Raw genomic sequence first — 25,418 nt, 5'->3', positions numbered from 1 at the left:
TAAAAATGGATTATTAGAATCTAAAAACTAAGAAGCTTTCTCAATAAGCTCAATAATTTTATCATTAGGAATTACATCGATAGTTAAATTGATGCGGTCTGATGAGCCATTGTTGATCACACGATGAGGATCTGAAAGTCTTAAATACCAACATTCTCCTACTTTCATAGGAACCATTGTATTATTAAGATAAAATTCTACGCCTTCATTATTATCTATAGGAATGGTTAATCGTATCATCGATTTTTCTTCTTCCAGCGCGAGAGTAGGATCAGTATGTTCTTGAACAACAGAGTTAGGAGCAAGAAACAACAAACGCACTAAATGAACTTTAGTATACTCTTCAAACCGACTAACAACACTTTTTAAATAAGGTGATTTTTCCATAGCTGCTGTATCCATCCAGTCACACCAAGTGCCGTCTGCATAATCATCTGCTGGTGGTGGAAAAGGTATAGAAGCGTCTACTAGATGTGCAGGCGACCGCAATGGAATCACTTTATAATATTCGTAATGCTCCTTTTTTAAGTCGTGCGCTTCTTTAAGCAATCGATCAACATCAAATGTAAATGGTAATTGAATTCTATCTTTATATTCTTGTTGGGTTTCCATGAGTTGGTTAGTTTTTTAATCAACTCAAATTTAACATAAAGAGTTCACTTGCAATGCCGTCACTAAGAAATTTTCCCTTTCTAGTTACTAGTAACGTGTCGCCATCTAAATATAACAAGTGATCTTTTAAATATTCTTGCGCTTGTTTTAAAAGATAATCCTTGAAATTAGCGCCATAATCGCGTTCAATTTTTTCCAGAGAAACTCCATAAATAGTACGCAAACCTGTCATAATATATTCGTTATATTGATCGACCAAAGTAAGTTCTTCTGTTTCCATAGGTAACTCTCCAGCTTGAATAGCCTTCATGTATTTTACATTGTTATTAATGTTCCAGCCACGTCTTTTACCGTCAAAGCTATGCGCACTGGGCCCTATCCCTATATAACTTTTACCAGTCCAGTAAGCTGTATTATTCTCAGAGAAAAAACCTTGTTTTCCAAAATTAGAAAACTCATAATTCTCAAAACTATGCAACTGCATCACATCAAGAAGAATATTGAAATGCTCCTGTGCCACCTCATCTTCTACTTGCGGTACAATCCCTTTTTCAATAAATGATTTAAGCGCTGTGTTTTCTTCTACGGTAAGCGCATAACTAGAAATGTGAGGGACTTTTAAACTGATGGCTTTGTACAAATTTTCTCTCCATCGATCATTGCTCATACCTGGAATACCATAAATCAAGTCTATGGAAATATTTGGGAAATATTTTACTGCTTCTTTTATACAAGATTCTGCTTCGGCGGCATTGTGCGCACGATTCATCAATTTCAAATCTTCTTCAAAAAAGCTTTGTACGCCTATAGAAAGCCTATTAATTCTTGTTTTAGAAAATGCAATAATCTTTTCAAGAGTGAGATCGTCTGGATTTGCCTCAAGGGTGATTTCTGCCTTTTCATTAACATGATAATGATCGTCAACTACTTGTAATATTTTTTCGATTTCTTGAGTTTCTAGGACACTAGGTGTTCCTCCACCAAAGTAAATGGTTTGTACAAATGTGTTTTTATATTCGCTTTCGCGAAAGCGTAATTCATCACAAATAGCATCAATTATACCAGCTTTATATTTCAAATTAGTGCTGAAATGGAAGTCACAATAGTGACATGCTTGTTTACAAAAAGGAATGTGGATGTAAATACCGCTCATGAGCACAAAAGTAATCGTTAAAACAGTAGTAAAATCAAGCCTTTAGACAAAAAGTATCTTATTTTGTGAATAACTGTTAAATCTTGATTTTAAGAGTGTTAAATATCACAATAAATTTATATTCGTGGCAGTTATTACTTATATTATTATATAATCTTAAAACTAAATATAACTATGTTAAAAAACCTAATGTTTCTCTTCAGTTTACTGGCGATTAACGTGTCGTTTGGAACGGATAAATTTCCATTAGTTCCAACTGGTGATCCTCAACCTGAGGTTATAAATTTTCAAGATGCTGGTTTACAACTAGCACTTCAAGATCAAATTCACGCTAATAAGAATTGGACTAGATTGATCCAACAAAAGCGTATGTCCATAAGTTTAGTTGACCTTTCTGACGAGAACAATATAAAATATGCAAATATTAATGGTGATCACATGATGTATGCCGCAAGCATGCCTAAAATCGCTGTACTTTACGCTGCGATTGATGCCATAGAAGAAGGAGATTTACGCCTCACTAAAACTGTGCAGAACGATATGTGGTTAATGATTAATAAATCTAACAACGCAGCTTCTACACGCATGATTGATCGTGTAGGATTTCAACGTATTGAGGACTTAATGTGTAATCCTGAAAATCCATTTTACGACAAAGATGGAAATGGTGGATTATGGGTAGGAAAACGCTATGCCGCGCAAGGTAAACGTAATCCAGAACCTATTAGAGGATTAAGCCATGCGGCTACCACAGACGCTGTTGCAAAATTTTATTATCAGCTGGCAACTGGCCAATTGATAAGTGAAAAGCGCAGTGCTCAAATGCTGAAGTACTTAGTAAATCCTGGTTTACACCATAAATTTGTGAATACGCTTGATGTCATTGCTCCAGAAGCTACACTATATAGAAAAAGTGGCTCATGGAAAAACTGGCATTGTGATTCTATTCTTGTAATAGATGAGGCAAGAGGTAAGAAATACATTCTTGTTGCTATGGTTGAAAGTCCAAGAGGTGAACAAATTATAAGAAATTTAGTAAAGCCAGCAGAGCTTGCCATGGATCAAAATGCTACCTTGGCTCCTGATTCAATAGATGATGAAGTCATTATTACAACAGGCACATAAATTTTTTGATATTAGGGAAGGCGAAGAGTCGATTTCCCTATTAATGCAGCTGTATATATTTTTAATTATATGCGCGCTACTGATAGTTAAACCTACAGTTAGTGCGCTTTTTTTATCCCAGCTCGGTGCAGATAATCTATCTGTAGCATTTATAATAATTGCTGTAACAGCTGTAATAGTTTCTTATTTCTACAATAAATCTCTTGAAAAATTCCCGCTGCGCTACATTATAAGAGCAACGCTAGGGTTGTTCTCACTGGGATTTGTGATCATGGGATTTATAGTAGCTTTTGATTGGGTAACACCGTTTTTTGTTTACTTATTTTACACCATGGTGGGAATGTTTGCACTACTCGCGACCTCTCAATTTTGGGTTTTAGCAAACGTGGTGTTCAATGTGCGTGAGGCCAAAAGGTTATTTGGGTTTATAGGAGCTGGTGGAATTGCTGGTGGAATCGCTGGTGGTTATATAACATCAATTGCAGCGGCTACTTTAGGTAATGGCGCGTTAATGATATTAGCTGGATTATTGATCGCTTCCTGTATAATTGTTTTTGAACGTGTATGGAAAACTAGAGTACAAACTTTAAGTAGGTTTAAAAGAAAGGAACGTGCAACAGTTTCTACAGAGTCCTCCGTAAAGCTTATTTATAAATCAAAGCACCTTACCTATCTCGCTGCTGTTATAGGTTTAGGAGTACTCGTAGCAAAATTAGTCGACTATCAATTCAGTTATATCGCTGCTGCAAATATTCCCGATCCACAAGATTTAGCCTCGTTTTTTGGATTTTGGTTCAGTACTTTTAATATTATCTCCTTATTGATCCAGCTATTCATTACTAATAAAATACTTGAAAACACAGATATAAGCGTGAGTCTTATCGCTCTTCCCGTAGGAATCGTTTTGCTCTGTTTGGGTTTATTAGTCTTTCCTGAATTATGGATTGTAATAATAATAAAAGGACTAGATGGCAGCTTGAAACAATCATTACATAAAAGTGCGGTAGAACTGCTCTCTTTACCTATTCCAGCAAGTGTTAAAAATAAAACCAAAACCTTTATTGATGTAGTTGTAGATAGTCTCGCTACAGGTATTGCAGGTTTCTTGTTGATTTTTGTAATTAAAGGTTTAGACCTATCAGCTCAGTACATTACAGCTATCACTATAGCGGTAGTCATTACATGGATTTACATCGTTTTTAAAGTAAGAGAAACATACTTAGGTACTTTTAAAGAAAGTATCATGATGAATGAAAATTTAGGGAATTCTAAAAAGTCTTCTTCGCGCATCAGAGAAAATATGCGTATTATTTTTCAATCAGGATCAGAAAAGGATATTTTACTAATGATTAAAAGGCTTCCTGAAGTCGCTCATCCTTCTATAAGAGAAGACGTATTAAAGTTACTTGATCATGAAAATCATCAAATTAAAGCTGCTGTCATTGAAAACCTCTCTTATGTCACTAAGAAGCCACAGGTTAAAGTTCAAGACTTTATTTACATTAAAGATGATGAACTTATAGTTGCGACTATGAAGTATTTATTATCTCAAGATAAAATCTCACATCAGTTTTTTGAGCAGTACCTCAACTATGACGACGAATTTATATCTACAGCAGCACTTTTGTGTCTAGCTAGAGAGTCTGAAGACAATCCAAGACTTGCTGCTAAGTACAATCTGAATTTAAGGGTTAAAGTCTTTATAGATGAAATGGGAAACAAGGGAGGCGACCTGCGAGTATCAGAAATTGCTCGAGTAATTGAAACTTTAGGTTATATAAAAAGATCTCGTTATCACGAAATTATTTTTCGTTATCTAAAACATCCTAATCCTATCCTTAAGAATGCAGCACTTCTAGCTGCTGGAGAAACGGCTAGAGAAAAATTTCTTCCCATTCTATATAAAGAGTTGGAAGATATCGCTTTTCGCGAAAGCAGTATTAAAGCCATCTCTGGTTTTGGTAATGCCATTATACCTCAGCTTTACAAAAAATATAAGGATTTTAATATAAACGCAAAACAGAGATCACAAATTCCTATAATAGTTAGCAAAATTCATACTGAAAAATCCTATAGAACTTTATTTAAAATGAGTCAACGAGGCAACTTTACAATAAGAACAAAAACCTCTGATCTTCTTTATGACTGGCGTAAAACTGGAGTAGAATACAATATAACTATTCGGACTTTAAAATCTATGATTTCTAGTGAGTCAAAACTTTATAGAGAGTTACTGAGTTGCTATTTCTCTCTTCGTATTGTGGAACGATCTAAATTACCTGAGAATAAAAATGTATCGCTATCTATAAAGACTAGTCGTTCTCATTTAATACAACAAGTTAAAAGTTCTCTTGAGCTTAACCTGAAAAGGATTTTCAACTTACTGGCTTTATATTATAATCCAGAAGATGTGTTTGTTGCTTACAAAGGCCTAAAAAGCGAGACAAAAGATTCTCAAATTCACGCTATGGAATACCTAGATGGATTGCTGGGACGTAATCTTAAATCGCTTCTTTTGCCATTACTAGAAAGTGGTCTATCAGCTCCTAATCAAGAGTCTACCGATTACCACAATCATATTACTTTACAAAGCAAAGAAGATTGCATTAGGACCCTAATATTGATAGAGGATGAACCCATAGTATTAAAAGTCATTGAGCTTCTTAAGTTTCAAGAAGATAATTATTCTTATCAATTACTTATACAGGCTTCTGATCATGCTTCTGATAAAATAAATGAAGCGGCACTCGAGGCACTGAAATTTAAAAAAGGTAATTTAAAAAGCGCATAGAAAAATCTATACATGAAAAAGGAGCCATTTTAATACTTGGCTCCTATTCAAATACTATTGAAGAAATGATACCTAGTTTTCCTTAGGAGCTTCGTATTTCTTTCTAATTTGTTTATCAATTGCACTGGCGAGATACATATGGTCTCCTGCTGAATTCTTACCTAAGATATTAGACATTAAGCAAACGATGTAATTTGTTCCATCAGGATGCTCCACCATGATGACACTATTCATATAATTGAACTTTGTACCAGCATATTTTGCGCCACCACCACTATAATAACTTCCTGATTTAAAATAAACGGAAGCTTCATTTAATTGTGGGCTAGCTGCGTATCTAATCCTGCGATCGGTCATGTACATTAATCGTTTTAGTTCTAGGCTAGACTCTTGGTCTACCACTTTACCTTGTTCTAATGCTATAAACCACTTCATTAAACCTTTAGGAGTTCCTATACTGCCGCCTGTAGCTCTTGCGTAGCGGTCTGGACCGTTTGTGAAAAAGCTTCCTAGTCTCCACTCGTCATGAGTGATCCCTAAATCTCTTAGCGGCTCATTAACGATAGCAGTAGCAATTTCAGATAATTCCTTTTTATCAGCAGTTTCCCAGTATTCATCAGCCTCTTTTTGAGTAAGAGTAAAGTATTTATCTCCAAAGATTTTCATCAATAAGGCTTCTCTCCATACTATACTTGCAGCACCATTATTGCTTACACTAAGCATGTGATCCACCCATTCATATAAAGTAAATTCATCACTCGCGATTACTTGACGCTTTGTCAATTTATCCTTTTCCATATCATAAATAGGAACAGTGTGGTGATCTCCTATTCCCCAAACACCAGATTTTACTACTTTCTCACGCATCAATCGTGTGCGAATTTTAAAATCTCTAGGACATAAACCATGTAACTGATTAAAAAATGCAGTTGCCACAGCTAGTTTTCCCACACTTCCAGGCTGGAAACCGCTATTTTCATTCAACTCTGCATAGCGCATGTTCTCTCTATCTGTGATATCGAGTACTGTAATACCATAACCTTTTCGGCTAGGGAATAATCTCGTCATTTCATTCTGAAAGTCCTTATCCACAACCATAATAGAATCTGTTGCAGTTTTATCTTCACAGAGCCATAAGTTGATCTCATCGGTCTTCTTAAACGATCCTTTTTTCAAATAGTACTCTGTGATGGTACTGTCTAAAGTCTTCTCTAGCCGTTTCAACCTTTTTATTCCTGTTCTTTTATATCCATCAATAGGGTAAAAAGCCGTAAGCAACATTGCTGTCGTGAAAACAGCTATTATTTTGATTGTATTTTTCAAAGTTTTATTGGTTTATGAAGTAATAAAGCTGTGTTCACATCTACATCAGCATCGATAGAATTTAAGTATTCTGAGTTCACTGCTTGACTATTTTCTACAAATGGTCGTATTTGAAATAAATACAATTTGCCGTCCTTAAATCCTAGTTCTATATCCCACGCTCCTTTGTAGCTTCCATCTTTAGAGCCAGGCATGATATCATGAACTGTTTTAGCAAACGTTCTTATGGTTTTTAAATTCTCATCAGTTAAAATTCTATTATCAAAATCAACGTGCTCCATTACAGAGCCACCAGTATTAGGAAGTTTGCGCTGCTTGTTTTCTCTTGCAGGAGAAACTAAAAGGCCATTACCTTCTTGATCGATGATATAAGTTTCGGCACTTTGACCGTCGACTGCTCCACCAGCTCCACGACTCATAGCAACAGTTATAGAATTATCATCATTATTAATAAAGTCTTTAGTAATTAACACACCGCTATAATCCACATCTACTGTAGGAATTATCAAAATAGATGGATACACGTTTTCTGGATTTTCAAGGTAAACTTGTCTCCATTTAAAACTGCGCTCTGTGTAAGGACTTGCCCATACTTCACGTATTCCATTAATCACCTTATCTCTTTCTACTGCATTAAAAACAGTGAGGTTTAATCCTGCACCTGTAAATTCTTCAAGGTCTTCCATGTTAGTATCACTACGCAAGAAAACAGGCACTTTACCTAAATCGTCTCCTAATGTGGTTTTGAAATCATTCTCTAGTGCCGTAATAAATGTATCTTTAAAAGGCATCACAGCAATAGCTTCCCTTAACGTTTTTAGCTCACCTAGTTGGTAATCTATAACCTCTTGTTCTGAAGATCCATTTGCTTTTAATTGTTTCGCTTTCGCGAAAGCGGACATCAAAAAGTCCCAGTAACTACCACTGGTTTGTGGCATGTGCTGATTCATATGATCCTTGAAGACACCAAACGGAATAACTATTCCATTCACCACATTTTTAGGGAACAATTGCTTGAGCTGGCCTAGATTTGCAGCTTTAGGTCCACAAAGAATACCACTGTCAGCACTCCCTACAGCTGCCATGTCTAAGGGTAACTTTCCATCTAATTTCAGTTTGCCTTCTGGAATTCTAATGGTTTTCTTTTCTTTTTTGTTGGAAGTATTAAACAGTGATTTTTCCAGATCACTCATATCGCCAGCTTCCTTTATGACAACGGTACCGCGATTACTCACTGCATAAAAAACCTGCTGACCACCTAATTCTTTGAGGTCATTTAAATTGTCTATGGAAATAGCAGCATTAGGGATACCTAAATTACGGGCAAGTAACTGGACATGAGAAACTAAGTTCCCTTCTGAAACCGTAGCGATTCCTGCGACAGGTTTTAAATCACTAGGTGGATGATCAAATATGTAAATTTTGTTAGGGTCTACTTGCATTCCTTCTGCATTTCCAGAAACTACAACTAACTCACCTTTAGTATAACCAGGGTTGAGACCTCGCACCGTACTAACATTTTTGACACCAGCAATATCACTAGTTAAACCTATCTGACTGGAGACTAAAGCTCCTAAATTACCTACTGCATCACCTAATGGCAATAATAACGAGCTTCTTATACGGTCGTCATAGAAACCATAAGCTTTAGGCTCAAAAGCAATATATTTTTCTACTACATCATTATATATGGCATTTACCATACCAGTTCCCCATTCTACCTGACTACGCCCTGTATTTAAAAAGTCAAGTAGCTCATGTGCTTTTATAGTAGCGCCTTTAGATAGGAATAACTCCTTTTCAATAGCGTTCCATTCCCAGTTTTCAACATATCCAGCACTGGCAAGAGCCTCACTCAATGAATAAATTTTATCAAGGTGTTCTTGTAAGTCTACTGGTTCCCAACTACCTGCTTGTTGAAATATTAATTCTTCCAGTCTTAAACTCAACTCTAGCGCATTAGTACGTCTAGTGCCTCTTTTATCTTCTTTAATATTATTTCTAATATCGCACATTAAGTTTGCTGCCGCTGGAACGAGTATCGCAGGATCAGTCTCGTTTGCATAGAAATTAGAAAACCACTCTGTTTGAGTTCTTATGTAAGCATCTTCTTTCCAGCCGTTTACCATTTTAGGTAACTCCTTTATAGAAACCGGTTCAAAAAACTCCTGCATGTCATTCATAAGTTTATTGAAGTCCTTTCTAGAAGTTTCTTTTAAGTCTTTTTCATTTTTATCGAGCCAGTTTTTAACAGCATCTATATCTTGCGCCTGTGGATTTCCATGGATTTTAATACGTATATCCATGAATTTAGGATGACGCTCAGCAAGTACTTTACTTAAACTACGGATTTCTTGAGCCAGATTAGTATCGCCATCGTGAGGCAAATCTCTTAAGGATTCTCTTATAAGAAAAAAGTCTCTATCTACAAGATCATTATCTCCTAAGACCGTGTAATAAAATTTGCGTCCCCATTCTTCTTCATCCTCAATTTGTTTTGCACCACGATAAAAGCGAGATCGCTCTTGAATCCATCCATTATCAATAGACTCTAAGTATTTATTGAGCTGGTACTGTTTGATACGACTGTGATTGTTTTCCCCATCCCAAAACTCCCATAAATCATTTGAAGCGAGTATTTCTGCAAAAAAAATGTGTCGTTTTTTAGCTAGTTCTTTAATCTCTGGCTTGTAACTAGCGTGTTGAATTCCTTCTCCTATTTCCTTAGGACATGGATCTTTGGCATCTCTTACGCTACCGTCTGGACAAAACCAATTAATACTTTTATACGGACCTCGATCTAGCTGTCTGTACTGCTGGATCATTTCTTTGATGCGAGAGTTGGTAAATTCTTGTGCTTGAACTAAGGTGCTCACAGATAATATAATTAGCAATAATATTCTTTTCATATTGACAAAAATATAAGTAATTAACACAGTAACAATTGAGTTAAGAGCAGTTTAACTAAAAAGGATGTTTGTGATAAAAACTTTAAACATTTCTTTGAAGTAAAATGGATACCGCTTTCGCGAAAGCGGTAGTACTAAAATTTATACACAAAAAAAACAGCTCCTTAAAAACAAGAAGCTGCTTTTAAGAAATTATGAAATTAGTTTACAAATCGTAACGTACTTGTAGGTAAACATATCGAGGTTGCACCGTGTAAAATTGAGTGCTGGTGGCAATTTGTCCAAAAGAGTTATTATTCAATGCTTCTGTATTTAACAAGTTAGTTGCTGCTACTTTATATTCCCATTTAGAATCTGGTTTATTATAAAATAATGCCGCTTCTAAGAAGTCATAATTATTCTCAACATTTTGGGAAGTAGAGAAAAGGTTTAAATCGTAATCTACATCAAAGAACCAAGCTTTGTTGATTTGCCAGTCTGCATCAAGAGAAATGGTTTGAGTAGTAGCATTGTTTACTTGAGCACCATTATCTGAGTTATTAAAACGGACTTCATAACCTATGTCAAAGTTTACGCCGTCTTGATAGTTGCTTCTAGCACTTATGCCATAATTATGAGTAATGTTTTGGGATTCTCTGGCCTCTCCGTTAATAACGTTATTAAAAGTACTCCAATTTAAACCTGCATTAACGCTAGCTCTAATTTTACCAAATTCTCTGGAATATCTTCCAAATCCTGTCGCAGACTCATTTGCAAAAGGTGAGTTGATCAAAGCACTTTGCTGGTTAATGTCTTCAATATTCACGTTGCTCTGGATAGCATCTGTAGCCCTAGTATAGGTTATTCCTGCGTTTATGTTCGTATAATTAAACATATTAAAGTTAAAATAATTCAGGCTATACCTATCATTTGTTGCTCCAGTCAATTGATTATTTCCTGCGAATAACGAGTTGTAATTATTAAAAACAGTTCCAAGAGCATAATTTTCTACATCTGTAAAACTCACCGTTCTACGATAATCAAAATTGATATTCTCACTCGATCTCAATGCAAATCGAACATTAAAGTCTGGTAAGATTTCTTGAAAATCTAATTCATTTGTATTGCCCAATTGTGTGTCTTCTATATGAAAACTGTGAGCCGTTACTCCTGGTGTAATCGTGAATTTTCCAGTGATAAATTTATAATGAACTGCTGCATAAAGATCTCTAAACTTATAATCCACATCATTACCTAGCAATGGATCAGTTAGATCATTGCGAGAGCCGTTATTTAATATTTGAAAAATATTTGTGTTATAATTTTGATTTACAATAGAAGTTCCTACTGTAAAATTGACATTACTCTTTTTATTGAGAATTCTCCAGTAATCAACTTTAGTATCTAGCTTCTGGCTTTCGACAAATTTTTGTTGATTGATATTATAAGGATCTGCTGGGTCCAGCCCTAAGGCTCCTCCATTGCTTACATTATTTGGATCATTAGGGTTCATAGGATCATCCGGCACACTAAACGGCGGTGTGTCCACTACTCCTATTCTATCTCTTATCGCGTTATAAAAAGGATCTTCTTCGGCATCTATGTATCTACCTTCAAAGGCAAAAATATCTTTTGCACTTGCGGTATAATACATATTAATGGATTGATCTAATGTAACTGGTTTTTGAGATTCGTTTTGATCAATTTCTTCTACAAAACCACTTCGAGCAGATGTAAAATCATTGAACTGACTCACGTCACTTAGGTTTACTTGTCCATCATATTCAAAGGTGAAGTTTTCATTAGGCTTATAGTCTGCTCCTAATTTAAAAATCCCTATCTGATTGCGTTGAAAAGAGCGATCTTCTGTATTTTCTAATACGCCTGTACCAATAAACTCTCTACTCGTAATTGTTTCTTGATCGGTGTCCGTACTTGAAAAAATCGCAAACCCATCAAAGCTTAATTTTTTATTGGCTTGCCATGAACCATTAAATGCTCCAAACTTGCTTTCAATTTCTTTAGCACGATTTGCTTGAAGATTTAAAATTCCGCCAGCGCCTACTCCTACATTTATAGAAGAACCGCTACTACGCGTGTTACCTCTATTAAATCCAGTAAAACGCAAGTATTCTCTAAATGTAAATGATTGTAAACCTAAATTATTAAAGTCAGTTAGAATATTAATAGAAACATCTGGGCTGTAATAGAAAGCTTTAGGTTTAGCTTGATAACGCACAGCATCATCGCCTTGACCTATGGCACCAGTCACTTCTCCAAACCAGAAGTTTTTCTTTCCTTCCTTTAACCTAATGTTTATGGCGATACGATCTTCATCATTACCTAATCCTTTTAATTGGCTCTGATTATTGTAGTTTTTCAGCACTTCTACTTTCCCAACAGCATCTGCAGGAATATTTTTTGTTGCCAGACGTGAATCGCCTTCAAAAAACTCCTTACCATCTACAAGTACTCGCTCTACGGTTTTTCCTTCGACTTGTATGTCACCATCTTCATTTACTTCCATTCCTGGAAGTTTTTGTAAAACATCACCTAACTTTCTTTCTGTACCATTTGTAAAGCTATCTGCATTGTAAGTAATAGTATCGCCTTTAATAGTCACAGGCATATCATAAACTATGTTTACAGCATCTAAAGCATTTTCATCTTCGAGCATCACATAGTTCTTAGTCAAATCTGTTTGAACATTTTTAACCGTATCTACTATCGTTTTCAGTCCTAAGAAAGACACTTTCAACACATAGGTACTGTCCTTTTTCAGGCTAAGCAGCTGGTATTTTCCACTATCATTTGTGATTCCAAAAGCACCTAAATTATTGTCTTTTTGATAGGCAATTACGTTTGCCATTTGTAATGGTGTCCCTGTACTATCAACAACGATTCCTGATATTTTCACAGTTTGGGCACCTGCTATTGAGAAGAGTAAGCTAGCTAGAACTACTAAGAGTAGGTTTTTTTTCATTTTACAGTTGTTTGATAAAAAAATGCGAGAAAGAGGTTGACAATTCTCGCATTTGTTGGTTTTTTAAATCATTTTCATAAGTGAAGGACATTACTAAATGAATAATTAGCCTCTGCGTCCACCACCACGTCCACCACGTCCTCTAAAACGCTCTGACATTTCTTTCATTTTTTCTTTGAAAATGACATTGTATTCTTCTTCAGTGGTTACTTCACCTTTTGTTGCTGGCTTGATATCCTCTTTTTCTTCAGGATTAACAACAATCTTACTGCAAAGTAAAGTGGTGTTACCAGCACTTACTTCTAATATTAGTCCTGGAAGGCCCGCATATTCTGCCGGACCGTGTTGTACTGGTATTTGGGGTGTGAACCATGCTATGATCTCCACTTCTGGATCTTGCTCAAAAACCTCATCTACCTTACCTTCTGCAAGTGCTAGACTATCTTTTTTCTTTTCTACCTGACTGTCACCTCTTCGTCTTCTAAAGGATGACCAGTCTAACTCATTATTCTTTTTAACGGCAGTAGCTTTAATTGCTTGATACTGACCTATCATTCTAGTTTCACCAGTAATTTTCCATTCTAAATTAGGGATGCTATCTTTAATAAGAAACGTTTTACCCATCATGTCACGTTGTTCAATCCACTGACCTTCTTTTAAATTCTTATACTTCTCTCCACCCATCATGGTTCCCATAAAGTTTCCCCAACCTCTTCCTTCACCTGGAGCAGAAAGCTCCTTTTCTTCTTTATAAGAAGATTCATTACGGTTAAACTTAAGGACATAAGTTTTCTCTCCCATTTTTTTCATGCGCTCTTCGATGCGCTTTTTTTGTTGAGGAGACATCTCACGACCTTCAGGCATCCAGCTCATATCCATTTTAGTCTTAGACATATAAGTTGCCTCACCATAAAATTCTTGTGCTTGAATTAATCCTGTAAATAAAATAGTAAGAACTATTACAATTGATTTTTTCATCTGTAGTTGTTAAAAATTAATGCAAGCTATAAAGTCTTGCAACGGTTAGACGTCTCGATTATAGATAGGTTTCAACTTAAGATAATTTTAACAGTATTAACCTCTAGTCTCGATGAAAACTCCACCGTTTTTTCTTCCTTTAAACCGCTCTTGCATTTCTTTCTGCTTTTTCTCTTGTAGCTCATCAAAATCTTCTAAAGAAATCTTTTTACCTTTTTTAGGTTTTTTAATTTCAAAATCTTCAGGGTTCATTTCTATTTTATTACATAATATAGTCGTGTTTCCATCATTTAATTCTAGTATTAAACCTGGTAATCCCTGATATATTCCTGGGCCATTGCTTACTGGTATTTGCATTGTAAACCATGCTGTAATAACTCGATCTTTTTCCTCAACCATATTTAAAAGGCTATTACTTTCTTCTGCCTCTTTCTTTTCTTCTTCCGTTTTTTCTTCTTTAGGATACGTGTAAGTTGCTTTCATCACATTGTACTGCCCTATCATTTTAGTCTCACCGGTAACTTTCCAGTCCAGAGGCATGATTTTATCCTTAATTAAAAACTCTTTTCCTTGAATCTTATCTTCTCTTAAAAAAGTTTGTGTTTTTAAATCTTTGTATGTGGTTCCATATGTATCGCCGCCACCTGACATTTGAATAGTCATACTCATACCATTAGTAGGTTTTTTAGGTGCCTCTAATACTTGTATCTTTTCATATAAAGATTCTGATCGATTAAATTTAAGAGTAAATTCTGCTTCTCCAGCAGTTTTTAATGCATCCTCTATCATTTTGCGCATCGCAGGTTCAAGTTTTTGCATTCCTGTGCTGTCTTCCAGCTTCTCCATGGTCATCTTACTTTGATAATGCGCGATTCCTGTAATGTCTTGTTGTGCTTGTGCTGAGTACGCTTTCGCGAAAGCGAGAACTATAAATAGCAAAAAAGTTCTATTAAAATATTTCATAATGGTTGTTTTAAGAATACTCAAATATCAACTATTTTTATAGTTGTCACAGTTAAGATGCGTTAATATTTGTTAACCAAGTTCCATCTGTAATAGGAATAATGCACCTTTGAACTATGAACGATAGGAAGTATCACTTTATTCTAATTTTGATAAGTGTAGTTATTGCAACTACTCTTGCCATACAGGTTTACTGGAATTACAATAATTTTCAGGAATCAAAGAGAAGTCTGGTTTCAGATCTACAAATAAGCCTAGATCAAAGTGTGAGTGCATATTATGAACAACTGGTTACGGATAACAATGTTGGGATTATAGTTAAAGAAACAACTAACAGAAAACGTGAATTTGATAAGCTTTTTAGACAGACAGATAGCATAATGCGTGCCGCTGGGCAACGTGGCTTTCTCCTTGACAATGTTGCTCCTAGTGAAATGAGTGAAATTTTTATTGCGCAAGGCGGTACTATGGAAACATTGAATGAAATAGAGCCCGTGAAAGACCTATGGAACTTTCCTAATTATAACATTAAAAAACCAGATGGTAATTATAGTGAGGTACAAACCTTTTTTACTGACCAAATTAATTTACAAAAAACCTTATCTACCTTAACCGCCAAAGTGGTAAGGAGTTTTCAAGAAAAGGAGATGAACTTGCAACGCGTAGATAGTTTAATCGACTCTAATTTGAATAAAAGAGGCCTGAATGTAGATTTTGAGCTAGAAATAGTTGATACTGATGCAAATAATTATTTACTTAATGATAAAGGTAAAAATGTATTAAGAGCAAACTCTGAATTGCTTAAAAAAGGCGACGCGCTGTTACTTTCTTATTCTGGGTTATCACCTACTATTTATAGACTTAACCTTACAGGAATTATTTTAAGTGCATTGCTCATTGCAGCTGTAGTACTATGTTTGTTTTATCTCTTACAAATTATTAGAAAGCAAAAAGCTCTAGGTGAGATGAAAAACGATCTTATTTCTAACATTACTCATGAGTTTAAAACACCTATCGCAACAGCAAGTGCAGCTCTAGAAGGTGTACAAAGTTTTACTAACAGTGGAGATCTAAGTAAAACCGACAGGTATTTAAGCATGGGGCGCGACCAGCTTACTAAACTTAATGGTATGGTGGAGCGCATTCTAGAGACCGCAACTCTTGATAGTAAAGAATTAATGCTTCAAAAGAGCAGCCTAGAAATTACAGAGCTCATTGAAACCGTAATTGCAAAACATCAAAATCAAACCTCTAAAACCATCTCTTTTCAAAAACCAGATCAAGAAGTAACCCTAATGGCTGATGCTTTTCACCTAGAAAATGTTATCAATAATTTAATTGATAATGCCATAAAATATGGTGGCGATCAAGTGGATATTACTTTGACTAAAAACTTTGATACTGTTCAACTTATTGTTGCTGATAGTGGTAATGATCTAAGCAGTAAAGATGCTAAGTTGATATTTGATAAATTTTATCGCGTAGGAAAAGGAAACCGCCATGACGTAAAAGGTTTTGGAATAGGTCTATTTTATACGAAGTCTATTATTGAAAAACACAATGGTAGCATTATTGCTATTGCACAACCACAAACTACATTTAAAATCATACTGCCTTATGAATAAAAATACGATCGATATCATCCTTGCCGAAGATGAGCCAGCTTTAGGAATGATAGTAAAAGAAAGTTTAGAAACCAGAGGCTTTAAAGTACGACATAAAGTAAATGGCGCTCTTGCTCTAGACGCTTTTCATGAAAAACAACCAGATATTTTAGTTCTAGATGTAATGATGCCACAACTGGATGGCTTTGAACTTGCAAAGAAAATACGTGTTGAGAATGAGGAGATTCCTATTATATTTTTAACTGCAAAATCTCAAACAGAAGATGTCCTAGAAGGATTTCACGTAGGTGGAAATGATTACCTGAAGAAACCCTTTTCAATGGAAGAATTGATTGTGCGCATTGAAAACTTATTAAGTAGGCAAACTGTTCAAAAAACTGCGGCAATCTATGAATTAGGAGCGTATTCCTTTAATTTTCCTAAGCAACAACTTACTTACAAAGATGAAGTCACCAAGCTCACACATAGAGAAGCCCACCTACTTTATCATCTTGTTCTTAAAAAGAATAAAGTGCTAGATCGCACATTCATACTTAAAAAACTATGGGGTAATGATGATTTCTTTTCTGGACGTAGTATGGATGTTTTCATCACTAAACTGAGGAAAAAAATCGCTCAAGATGATCAGCTGGAAATAGTAAATGTAAGAGGTTATGGTTATAAATTGATCGCTCCATAATAGCCTTCAAATTCAACTTAATTTTACAGATATAACTTGATAATAGCGCCCCAAAACTCATATTTATAAGATCAGTATTAAAAATCCGTTTCATAGTTGTAATTTGCTTTCTATGAAATGGCTGTATTCATTACTTTTTATTTGCTCGATCGCTTTTGCACAAAAGACAGATCAAGGTTTTTCCTTAGTTGCAGACTCATTTTATGGAGTAGATGATTTTGAGGCTGTTTATTATGGTAAGGACAACGTTTTTTTCAAAAAGTACGGCAAAATCACACAGCAATTCTATGATGTACAATTGGGTGACCTCACCGAGGTAGATTTAATCAATCCTTTAAAAATATTGCTCTTTTATAAAGACACTCAAACTATTGTTATACTAGACAATAGACTTAATGAACGTCAACGCATATTATTAAACGAGTTACAACCATCACGTTTTTTTGAGCATGCTAGACTCGCTGGGGAAAGACGCTTCTGGCTGCATGATTTAGATAAAAATAGATTAGAACTATACGATTACATTAATGATAGAACCTTGATAAGCACGGCTGTTTTAAAAGATAATGTCACCCAATTTCTGAGTGATTATAATTTTTGCCATGTTATAAGTGATGAGCAAATAGAGACTTATAATGCCTACGGTAGTAGAACAGCGACCCTTTCTATTACTGGTGTAGAGTTTGTAGATTATGATTTTGAGACTCTTGTTTTTATCAAAGAAAATAGAATTAAAGTAATGAAGATGGATAAGGAATACCGCTTTCGCGAAAGCGAGATCAACACCATCGACATAAAAGAAAAGGACGTTAATTCCCTTTATCTAAAGGGTGGAAAACTTTATCTTTGCCACGGTAAACGTGTGGACGTTTATTCAATCAACCCCATTAAGAATTAAAGATGCATATAGCGGTCGCTGGAAATATAGGTGCTGGAAAAACGACACTTACTAAATTACTTGCCAAACATTATAGATGGACTCCTCAGTTTGAAGATGTCTTAGAGAATCCATATCTAGAAGATTTTTATACAGACATGGAGCGCTGGTCCTTTAATTTACAGGTGTATTTCTTGAACAGTCGTTTCCGTCAGGTACTTGATATACGTGAAAGCGGTAAAAAAATCATTCAAGATCGCACGATCTACGAAGATGCTAATATTTTTGCTCCTAACCTTCATGCAATGGGATTGCTATCTCAACGCGATTTTGATAATTACAGCTCTTTGTTTAACCTTATGGAAGGAGTTGTGGCCGCACCAGATTTACTGATTTACTTGCGTAGCTCTATTCCTAACCTCGTGAACCAGATTCACAAACGTGGTCGCGATTATGAAAATAGCATCTCTATCGATTACTTAAGTCGCCTCAACGAGCGCTACGAAGCCTGGATTCATGGATATAAAAAAGGAAATTTATTGATAATAGATGTGGACAACATCGATTTTGTAAATAATCCAGAAGACTTAGGAGAAATCATAAACAAGATTGATGCAGAAATGACTGGGCTTTTTGCATAATTCGTTTTCAAATTAAAAATCACTGTTTTTCAATATTATAAATTTAAATATGAAGCAGCTTTCTAAAGTACTCATATTAATAGCTGTCATTGGCTTAACGAGCTGTAGCCCAAAAGTCACTTCTAATTTTATAAATCCAAAACCTAAGTTATCGATCGATGAGAAAGTGGCGCTTTTGGATTTAGAACATGAGCTACCTAAAAACTTAACAAAAATAGGTGATCTAAGATTTCAAGATTCTGGATTCTCAACTGATTGCAGCTTCAACAGCTTAATGAATAGAGCAAGAATTGAGGCTAGAAAAAATGGTGCAAATATTGTAAAAGTCATAGATAAAAAGAAACCAGACTTATTAAGCAGTTGTTATAGACTAAAGATTGAACTCTATAAATATGAAGGAGATGTTTCATCCTTGTTACAATATGAATTAAAAATTGACTAAAAATCTAACTACTATGAAAATCATTTTGAAATCAATCTTGTTAGTTTTTATACTAGTCTTTTCCAGCTGTGCTACCATCATTTCTGGTTCAAGACAAATGGTTGAAATAAACTCTGAGCCTAGTACTGCAAAAGTTTATATAAATGAAGTAGAAATAGGAAACACTCCTATACAGAAAAACCTTAAAAGAAATCAAGAGTATAGCATTATATTAAAGCTAGATGGGTACGAAACTTATGAAACTAAATTAGAAAAAAAGTTTAATGCTTGGTACATTGGGAATATTGGTTTCGGAGGTTTGATAGGAATAATTATTGACCCTATCACTGGTGCTATGTTCAAGTTAAAACCGGAAGAAATAGATGGTAGCCCAAAAAGCGGAACCACGTATAATGTGGATAATGGCAATCTTTTTATCACGATCAGTATGGAAATTGACGCTGATGCTGAAAAAATAGGTCAGTTGCAAAGAATCTAATGAAATTTAATTTGATCTAAGAATTTAATTTTTTTATAAAATAATAAATAATAAAGCCTGTTCTAGAATTTAGAACAGGCTTTGTTATATGATAAAGATAAGGGAATTAATAACCCACTTTAGAGCGCACACGTTTTAAAACATCATTTGCGATATGACGTGCTTTAAACGCTCCTTCTTCTAAGGCCATATCTAATTCGTGCTTATTATCCATTAAATGCTCATAGCGTTCTCTTGCCTCTTTAAAACGCTCACAAAGGGCTTCAAAAAGAGCTTGCTTTGCATGACCATAACCATAATTACCTGCCTCATAATTATTGCGCATTTCCTGAATTTTTTGCTCAGGAGCAATTAATTTGTATAAAGCAAATACATTACAAGTATCGGGATCTTTAGGCTCTTCAAGCGGCGTGCTGTCTGTTTCTATAGACATGCATTGTTTACGCAATTTTTTATCACTCTGGAAGATATCGATAAAATTACCTCTGGACTTACTCATTTTTTCACCATCGGTTCCTGGAACGAGCATAGAATCTTTTTGAACCTCAGCTTGAGGTTCTATAAAAGTTTCTCCCATTTGATGGTTAAATCTACCTGCTACATCTCTAGTGATTTCTATATGTTGCATTTGATCTTTACCTACTGGAACTAACTCTGCGTCGTATAAAAGAATATCGGCAGCCATTAGCATAGGATAGGTGAAAAGCCCTGCGTTTACATCTCCTAAACGATCTGATTTGTCTTTAAAACTATGTGCTAAAGTTAATCGCTGATATGGGTAAAAACAAGCTAAATACCAATTCAACTCTGTTACTTGAGGAATATCACTCTGTCTGTAAAAAACAGTTTTACTTATATCGAGACCACAAGCTAACCATGCTGCTGCGGTTGAGTAAGTGTTCTCTCTTAATAACTCTCCGTCTTTTATTTGTGTAAGGGAATGCATGTCTGCAATAAAGAGAAAAGAATCGTTTTTCTCATCTGTAGACATTTTTATCGCTGGTAATATTGCACCGAGAAGGTTTCCTAAGTGTGGTGTACCTGTTGATTGTACACCAGTAAGTATTCTAGCCATTGTTTTTTATTGAAATTCAAAGATACTAACTGATTATAACTATCACCTAATGATTGGGCAAATATGCACTACAAAGAAACTGTGCTGACATACGATTTGAAAAGATGATAGAACACAGGCTATTTAATTGTTTAAGAAGTATTTTCTGCTATTTTTGAAGACTTGAAATGGGTACGCTACATATTAATGCCTTTATACAGAGTATGGTTTTACATACTGATGGGTGTTCCTATTATTATTCTTTTCCCATTATTGGTTTTACTTACTATTTCAGAAAATACCTATCATTTATTCTTTAGGGTTGCACGTTTTTGGGCGGCAATTATTATTTATGGAATGGGCTTTTGGCCGGTCATAAAAAGAGAAGAGAAAATGGACAAAGGTCAGAGTTATATGCTTGTTGCAAATCACACGAGCATGACAGATATAATGATGATGCTCTTAATTTCTAGAAATCCGTTTGTGTTTGTAGGAAAAAAAGAGCTGGCTAAAATTCCTATTTTTGGATTCTTCTATAAGCGCACCTGCATACTGGTAGATCGCAAGAACCCCAGAAGTCGCAAAGAAGTTTTTGATAGAGCTAGAAAACGCATGCATGATGGTGTAGGAATCTGTATTTTTCCTGAAGGTGGAGTGCCAGAAGATCAAGATGTAGTGTTAGACACTTTCAAGGATGGTGCTTTTAGACTCGCCATTGAACATCAAATACCGCTTCTTCCTATTACTTTATTTGACAATAAAAAGCGTTTCCCGTTTCACTTCTTTCAGGGCAGTCCAGGTATTATGAGGGCAAAGACTCATGCCGCGATAGAGACTAAAGGTATGGATGTGGCTGGTGATAAAGCACGCTTTCGCGAAAGCGTAAGAAACATCATTCTTCATTCCTTAGAAAAGGCTTAAAATAGAAAAACCGCTCCATGGCACTGGAACGGCTTATCATCATCATTGCAAATAATTGAGTTTAAAATAACCAACCTCAATATTCTTCTTTTCCTTTTTCACGAGAAATCTTTACTGACGTACAATGATAGTCAGCGATTTAAAACTTATACGTCACACCGCTCTGAATCCCTATAGTATAAGGTCTAAAGTCAGCGACGTTATTTCTTAATGCGTTTAATTGATATTTAAATGTAGGTTCAATAAAAGCTCCTAATTGATTTGTAAAATCGTACCCTAAACCTAATCCAAAGTTTGCGCTTTGATTGAAGTCATTAAAATTAGAGTCTTCTCCTAGTTCTAGTCTTTCTCCAGGATTTTGCACTGATACTACGTTATCTGTTAAGAAAAGAGCGCTCATTCCTCCTAGAACATTTATTTTGAGTTTTCTGTTTAATAAACTGTATTTTAATTCTAGTGGAACTTCTATGTACCCTAATTGCTGAGATAACTCACCTTTTATTCCTTGAAACTGCCCACTTGTAAACTCTTGTGTTACCGATGCTGCTTGAAGTGCATCGTTAGCAATAAAATTATTTGAAGGCAACGAGTTACGAACAGCGCTAGAATTATAAATTTGACTTGCTACTACATTTCCTCTGGACGCGATACCAAAATCTACTTGATAATTTATATCTTGAGTACTGTAACTCATGTTTACCTGATTGATTCCAGTTCGTACACTTAAACGAGGTGATAGCTCATAACTCAAGCCTATTCCATAACTTAAATTAAAACCTGCATTGCGGTCATTATTTGCTACTTCATTGTTCACAGCGCTACCATTCATACTATTAGAATAAACAGGTCCTACTTGAGTACTAGCTGCCCATTTTCCTTTGAACACTTTGTTTTTGACACTGTCTTCCTTCATTTCTTGAGCCGCAATTTCTTCTAAAGTAGGTAAGCTGTTCTTCGTACTATCTATTGCTACAACTGCATTATCTATTAGTTCTTTGTCTTTATTTAATGAACTATTCTTTTCTTCAATGAGTTGTGTTTTAGAATTGTTTCTATCGCTTACAGCTACACCATTAACAGCAGAATTTTCAATGGAGCCTACAGGCTTATTGTTCTCATTCTTATTAATAGGTTGATTGATATTATTCTCAGTTTGAGCAATACCTATCTGGGAATCCGATTTTGAGTTCAATGAGCTTGGATTAGTTAGTGGCTTTTCTTTTTTAATATTAGAATTAGTATCTGAAGGTTTATCACTAGAGGTTATCAAATTGTTTTTTTCAATAAGGCTATTTGTACTATTGTTGCCGCCAGACTTTTTATTTAAATTACTCCAAGAGTCTTTGTCTGTTTTTAGATCTTCAGTTGCATATTGGGATTCTTTATTACTCTTATAATTGCTTTCAGGCAGAAGTTGTTTTACGTTTTTATTATCGTCATTCTTTGATTCAACGTTTATATTTTTATCGCCTTTAATTTCCTTATCACCAGTTACAAATGGCTGTGATTTATTCTCTTCATTATTCTCTATACCTAAATATATAGACGAGAATAAGATCGCTAACACCGCAGCGATACCAGCAAACTTCCACCACAGCGGAACTACCTTACGATCGGTCTTTTGATCAAGCTCTTTATCTATTGCATCCCAAACATTTGAAGGTGGCTGCACCTCAAAATCTTTGAATTTTTCTTGAAAAAGTCTGTCTATGTTTTTTTTGTCACTCATATTTAGCTAGCGGTTGAATTATTTAATTCTCGCCATGTTTTTACCATTTTTTGTAAATGCTTTCTTGCTCTTGCCAGATTTGATTTTGAAGTTCCGACACTAATTTTCATCATTTCTGCTATTTCATTGTGATTATACCCATCCATTACATACATAGAGAATACAATCCTATATCGCTCTGGTAACTCTTGTACCATATTTAATAATCCATCAAGCGTTACATCGATGTACTCTTCATCATCACTAGATTCTAGATCTTCTATTTGATCTTCGTTAACAAGATCATAAACCTTTGCACCTCGATACCTTTGTAATGCAGTATTCACTGTTATTCTCTTACACCAACCTTCAAATGAACCATTGAACTTGAATTGCTCAATTTTTTTAAAAATGGTTATAAACGCATCTTGTAATATATCTTGAGCTTCAGCTTCATTAGGAGCATACCTTAAACAGGATCCATAAAGCTTAGGTGAGATAGCTTCATACAGCTCTCTTTGTGCTTTACGATCATTTCTTTGACATAAGGAAATAATCTCTTTATAGACCACATTTTAAAGTTCAATCATTCTTCAACAGGTATAGTATATTCCAAATATTCTGGTTCACCATTATCGTCTAATCCTGTAAAGAACTTGAAGACATAGGACCCATTACTTGCTGCCAAAAACCTCAAGTTTTGCTGTGTTCTAATGATTTCATCCTGACAACCACTGTCAGAGACAGATGCTACCACTGTAATTTCCCTTTGATTTAGATTAGAAGTTACGTCAAAACCTGCAAACGTCTGACAACTATTAGTGTATTCAAATATCACTGGTATGGCATGAACTTCTCCAAAGGTGAATGCTTGAGGCAATTCAACTTCAATGACTGGTAAAGCTTGATAATTGATTATAGGAGCATCTCCATCATCTAGACTACAACTATGAAGCAGTAATACCATTAATAAACCTGTTATCGCAACCTTAATTTTCATATTTATTTTTAACATTATACTTAATAGATGCAACTTTTATAAAAAGGTTGCGTCATTTTTAAAAAAAATAAACCGCTACCAATGAAATGATAGCGGTTTAGTATACTTATTTGAGAGTTGAACTACTCATTCACGGATTTAATTGCCACCATAATTTTAGTTTCTAACTCTTCAACAAGATCTGGGTTATCTTTAAGAATAGTCTTTACAGAGTCTCGTCCCTGACCTAACTTAGTGTCTTCATAAGAGAACCAAGACCCAGCCTTATTTACTATTTCATAGTTAACACCTAGGTCGATAATTTCTCCTAACTTAGAAACTCCTTCACCATACATAATATCAAACTCTGCCATTCTAAAAGGTGGAGCTACTTTATTCTTTACCACTTTAACACGTGTTTTATTACCTAAAACAGCGCCGCTACTATCTTTAATTTGCGTGGACCTTCTTATATCTAGTCTTACTGATGCATAGAATTTAAGCGCATTACCTCCGGTAGTAGTTTCTGGATTACCAAACATTACACCAATTTTTTCACGTAACTGGTTGATAAAAATAACTGTACAATTTGTTTTAGAGATAGAACCGGTAAGTTTTCTAAGCGCCTGAGACATCAAACGGGCGTGTAAACCCATTTTACTATCTCCCATCTCTCCTTCAATTTCACTTTTAGGAGTAAGAGCCGCCACAGAATCAATAACAATGATATCAATAGCTCCAGATCTTATTAAGTTGTCTGTAATTTCTAAAGCTTGCTCCCCATTATCTGGTTGAGAAATAATTAAGTTATCTAGATCAACGCCTAATTTTTCAGCATAAAACCTATCAAAAGCGTGTTCTGCATCTATAAACGCTGCAATTCCTCCAGCCTTTTGACATTCTGCAATAGCATGTAAGGTAAGCGTCGTTTTACCTGAAGATTCAGGACCGTAGATCTCTATAACCCTACCACGTGGATAACCTCCTACACCCAAAGCGGCATTTAAAGCTAGAGAGCCAGTAGAAATAGAATCCACTTCCACTACCTGCTTATCTCCCATCTTCATGACAGTTCCTTTGCCGTACGCCTTATCTAATTTGTCTAGAGTAAGTTTTAAGGCTTTTAATTTTGCTTCTTTTTCTTTATCGTCTGCCATTGTAAAAATTTTAGGTAAAAATAAGATCTATGATTAATGGA

At 35.2% G+C, this 25,418-nt stretch carries 21 protein-coding genes; 9 read left to right on the top strand and 12 right to left on the bottom strand.

Translation table 11 applies throughout. The features are described 5' to 3' along the window. Positions 1–27 precede the first annotated feature (27 nt). Positions 28–612 (bottom strand): aspartyl/asparaginyl beta-hydroxylase domain-containing protein, encoded by a 585-nt coding sequence (locus tag DDD_RS07140; protein WP_015362132.1) that lies wholly within the window; start codon positions 610–612, stop codon positions 28–30. A 19-nt stretch (positions 613–631) separates the two neighbouring features. Continuing rightward, positions 632–1,765 (bottom strand): radical SAM family heme chaperone HemW, encoded by a 1,134-nt coding sequence (hemW, locus tag DDD_RS07135; protein ID WP_041567009.1) that lies wholly within the window; start codon positions 1,763–1,765, stop codon positions 632–634. Positions 1,766–1,939: 174 nt separating this feature from the next. On the opposite strand from hemW, the gene DDD_RS07130 reads away from it, so the two are divergent. Together DDD_RS07130 and DDD_RS07125 are read left to right on the top strand one after the other, a co-directional pair. Beyond that, entirely contained in the window at positions 1,940–2,890 is a 951-nt protein-coding gene (locus DDD_RS07130; protein ID WP_015362130.1) for a serine hydrolase, read from the top strand. Then, a complete protein-coding gene (locus DDD_RS07125; protein ID WP_083892385.1) occupies positions 2,859–5,681 on the top strand; it encodes an Npt1/Npt2 family nucleotide transporter in 2,823 nt (940 codons plus the stop codon). Before DDD_RS07130 ends, DDD_RS07125 begins: the two co-directional genes overlap by 32 nt. 72 nt (positions 5,682–5,753) lie before the next feature. Here the strand turns inward: DDD_RS07125 and DDD_RS07120 are convergent, their stop codons facing one another. The 5 genes from DDD_RS07120 to DDD_RS07100 all read right to left on the bottom strand — a co-directional run bounded on the left by DDD_RS07120 (position 5,754) and on the right by DDD_RS07100 (position 14,816). Continuing rightward, entirely contained in the window at positions 5,754–7,004 is a 1,251-nt protein-coding gene (locus DDD_RS07120) for a serine hydrolase (protein WP_236613401.1), read from the bottom strand. Then, positions 7,001–9,913 carry a PEP/pyruvate-binding domain-containing protein gene (locus DDD_RS07115; RefSeq protein ID WP_015362127.1) on the bottom strand — a complete coding sequence of 971 codons (2,913 nt, stop codon included), beginning with the start codon at positions 9,911–9,913 and terminating at the stop codon, positions 7,001–7,003. Before DDD_RS07115 ends, DDD_RS07120 begins: the two co-directional genes overlap by 4 nt. A 205-nt stretch (positions 9,914–10,118) precedes the next feature. Further along, positions 10,119–12,875, bottom strand: a complete 2,757-nt coding sequence (locus tag DDD_RS07110; protein ID WP_015362126.1) for a carboxypeptidase regulatory-like domain-containing protein — start codon at positions 12,873–12,875, stop codon at positions 10,119–10,121. Between the two features lie 105 nt (positions 12,876–12,980). Further along, positions 12,981–13,853, bottom strand: a complete 873-nt coding sequence (locus DDD_RS07105; protein WP_015362125.1) for a GLPGLI family protein — start codon at positions 13,851–13,853, stop codon at positions 12,981–12,983. Between the two features lie 96 nt (positions 13,854–13,949). Beyond that, a complete protein-coding gene (locus DDD_RS07100) occupies positions 13,950–14,816 on the bottom strand; it encodes a GLPGLI family protein (RefSeq protein ID WP_015362124.1) in 867 nt (288 codons plus the stop codon). A gap of 116 nt (positions 14,817–14,932) precedes the next feature. Here DDD_RS07100 and DDD_RS07095 point away from each other — a divergent pair, with 116 nt between their 5' ends. From DDD_RS07095 to DDD_RS07070, 6 genes are all read left to right on the top strand, one after another. Then, positions 14,933–16,441, top strand: a complete 1,509-nt coding sequence (locus tag DDD_RS07095) for a sensor histidine kinase (protein WP_015362123.1) — start codon at positions 14,933–14,935, stop codon at positions 16,439–16,441. Then, on the top strand, positions 16,434–17,120 hold the full coding sequence (locus tag DDD_RS07090; RefSeq protein ID WP_015362122.1) for a response regulator transcription factor: 687 nt from the start codon (positions 16,434–16,436) through the stop codon (positions 17,118–17,120). Before DDD_RS07095 ends, DDD_RS07090 begins: the two co-directional genes overlap by 8 nt. A 112-nt stretch (positions 17,121–17,232) precedes the next feature. Next, on the top strand, positions 17,233–18,018 hold the full coding sequence (locus DDD_RS07085) for a hypothetical protein (protein ID WP_015362121.1): 786 nt from the start codon (positions 17,233–17,235) through the stop codon (positions 18,016–18,018). Between the two features lie 2 nt (positions 18,019–18,020). Next, positions 18,021–18,638 (top strand): deoxynucleoside kinase, encoded by a 618-nt coding sequence (locus DDD_RS07080; RefSeq protein ID WP_015362120.1) that lies wholly within the window; start codon positions 18,021–18,023, stop codon positions 18,636–18,638. 49 nt (positions 18,639–18,687) lie between these two features. Then, a complete protein-coding gene (locus tag DDD_RS07075) occupies positions 18,688–19,080 on the top strand; it encodes a hypothetical protein (protein ID WP_015362119.1) in 393 nt (130 codons plus the stop codon). A 13-nt stretch (positions 19,081–19,093) separates the two neighbouring features. Next, positions 19,094–19,558, top strand: a complete 465-nt coding sequence (locus DDD_RS07070; RefSeq protein WP_015362118.1) for a PEGA domain-containing protein — start codon at positions 19,094–19,096, stop codon at positions 19,556–19,558. Between the two features lie 106 nt (positions 19,559–19,664). On the opposite strand, the gene trpS is transcribed toward DDD_RS07070, so the two are convergent. Further along, entirely contained in the window at positions 19,665–20,633 is a 969-nt protein-coding gene (gene trpS / locus DDD_RS07065; protein WP_015362117.1) for a tryptophan--tRNA ligase, read from the bottom strand. Between the two features lie 186 nt (positions 20,634–20,819). Here trpS and DDD_RS07060 point away from each other — a divergent pair, with 186 nt between their 5' ends. Further along, positions 20,820–21,533, top strand: coding sequence for a lysophospholipid acyltransferase family protein (locus DDD_RS07060; protein WP_041567008.1), 714 nt, complete (start codon positions 20,820–20,822; stop codon positions 21,531–21,533). Positions 21,534–21,672: 139 nt separating this feature from the next. On the opposite strand, the gene DDD_RS07055 is transcribed toward DDD_RS07060, so the two are convergent. The 4 genes from DDD_RS07055 to recA form a co-directional block, all read right to left on the bottom strand. After that, entirely contained in the window at positions 21,673–23,262 is a 1,590-nt protein-coding gene (locus DDD_RS07055) for an outer membrane beta-barrel protein (protein WP_015362115.1), read from the bottom strand. 2 nt (positions 23,263–23,264) lie between these two features. Continuing rightward, complete coding sequence (locus tag DDD_RS07050; RefSeq protein WP_015362114.1) at positions 23,265–23,813, bottom strand: RNA polymerase sigma factor; 549 nt, start codon at positions 23,811–23,813, stop codon at positions 23,265–23,267. 14 nt (positions 23,814–23,827) lie between these two features. Next, complete coding sequence (locus DDD_RS07045) at positions 23,828–24,241, bottom strand: hypothetical protein (RefSeq protein ID WP_015362113.1); 414 nt, start codon at positions 24,239–24,241, stop codon at positions 23,828–23,830. A 122-nt stretch (positions 24,242–24,363) separates the two neighbouring features. Further along, positions 24,364–25,377 (bottom strand): recombinase RecA, encoded by a 1,014-nt coding sequence (gene recA, locus DDD_RS07040; protein WP_015362112.1) that lies wholly within the window; start codon positions 25,375–25,377, stop codon positions 24,364–24,366. Between the last annotated feature and the right edge of the window lie 41 nt (positions 25,378–25,418).

This window comes from Nonlabens dokdonensis DSW-6 (assembly GCF_000332115.1).
GTDB lineage: Bacteria > Bacteroidota > Bacteroidia > Flavobacteriales > Flavobacteriaceae > Nonlabens > Nonlabens dokdonensis.
This window is presented reverse-complemented; position numbering and strand designations above follow the sequence as displayed.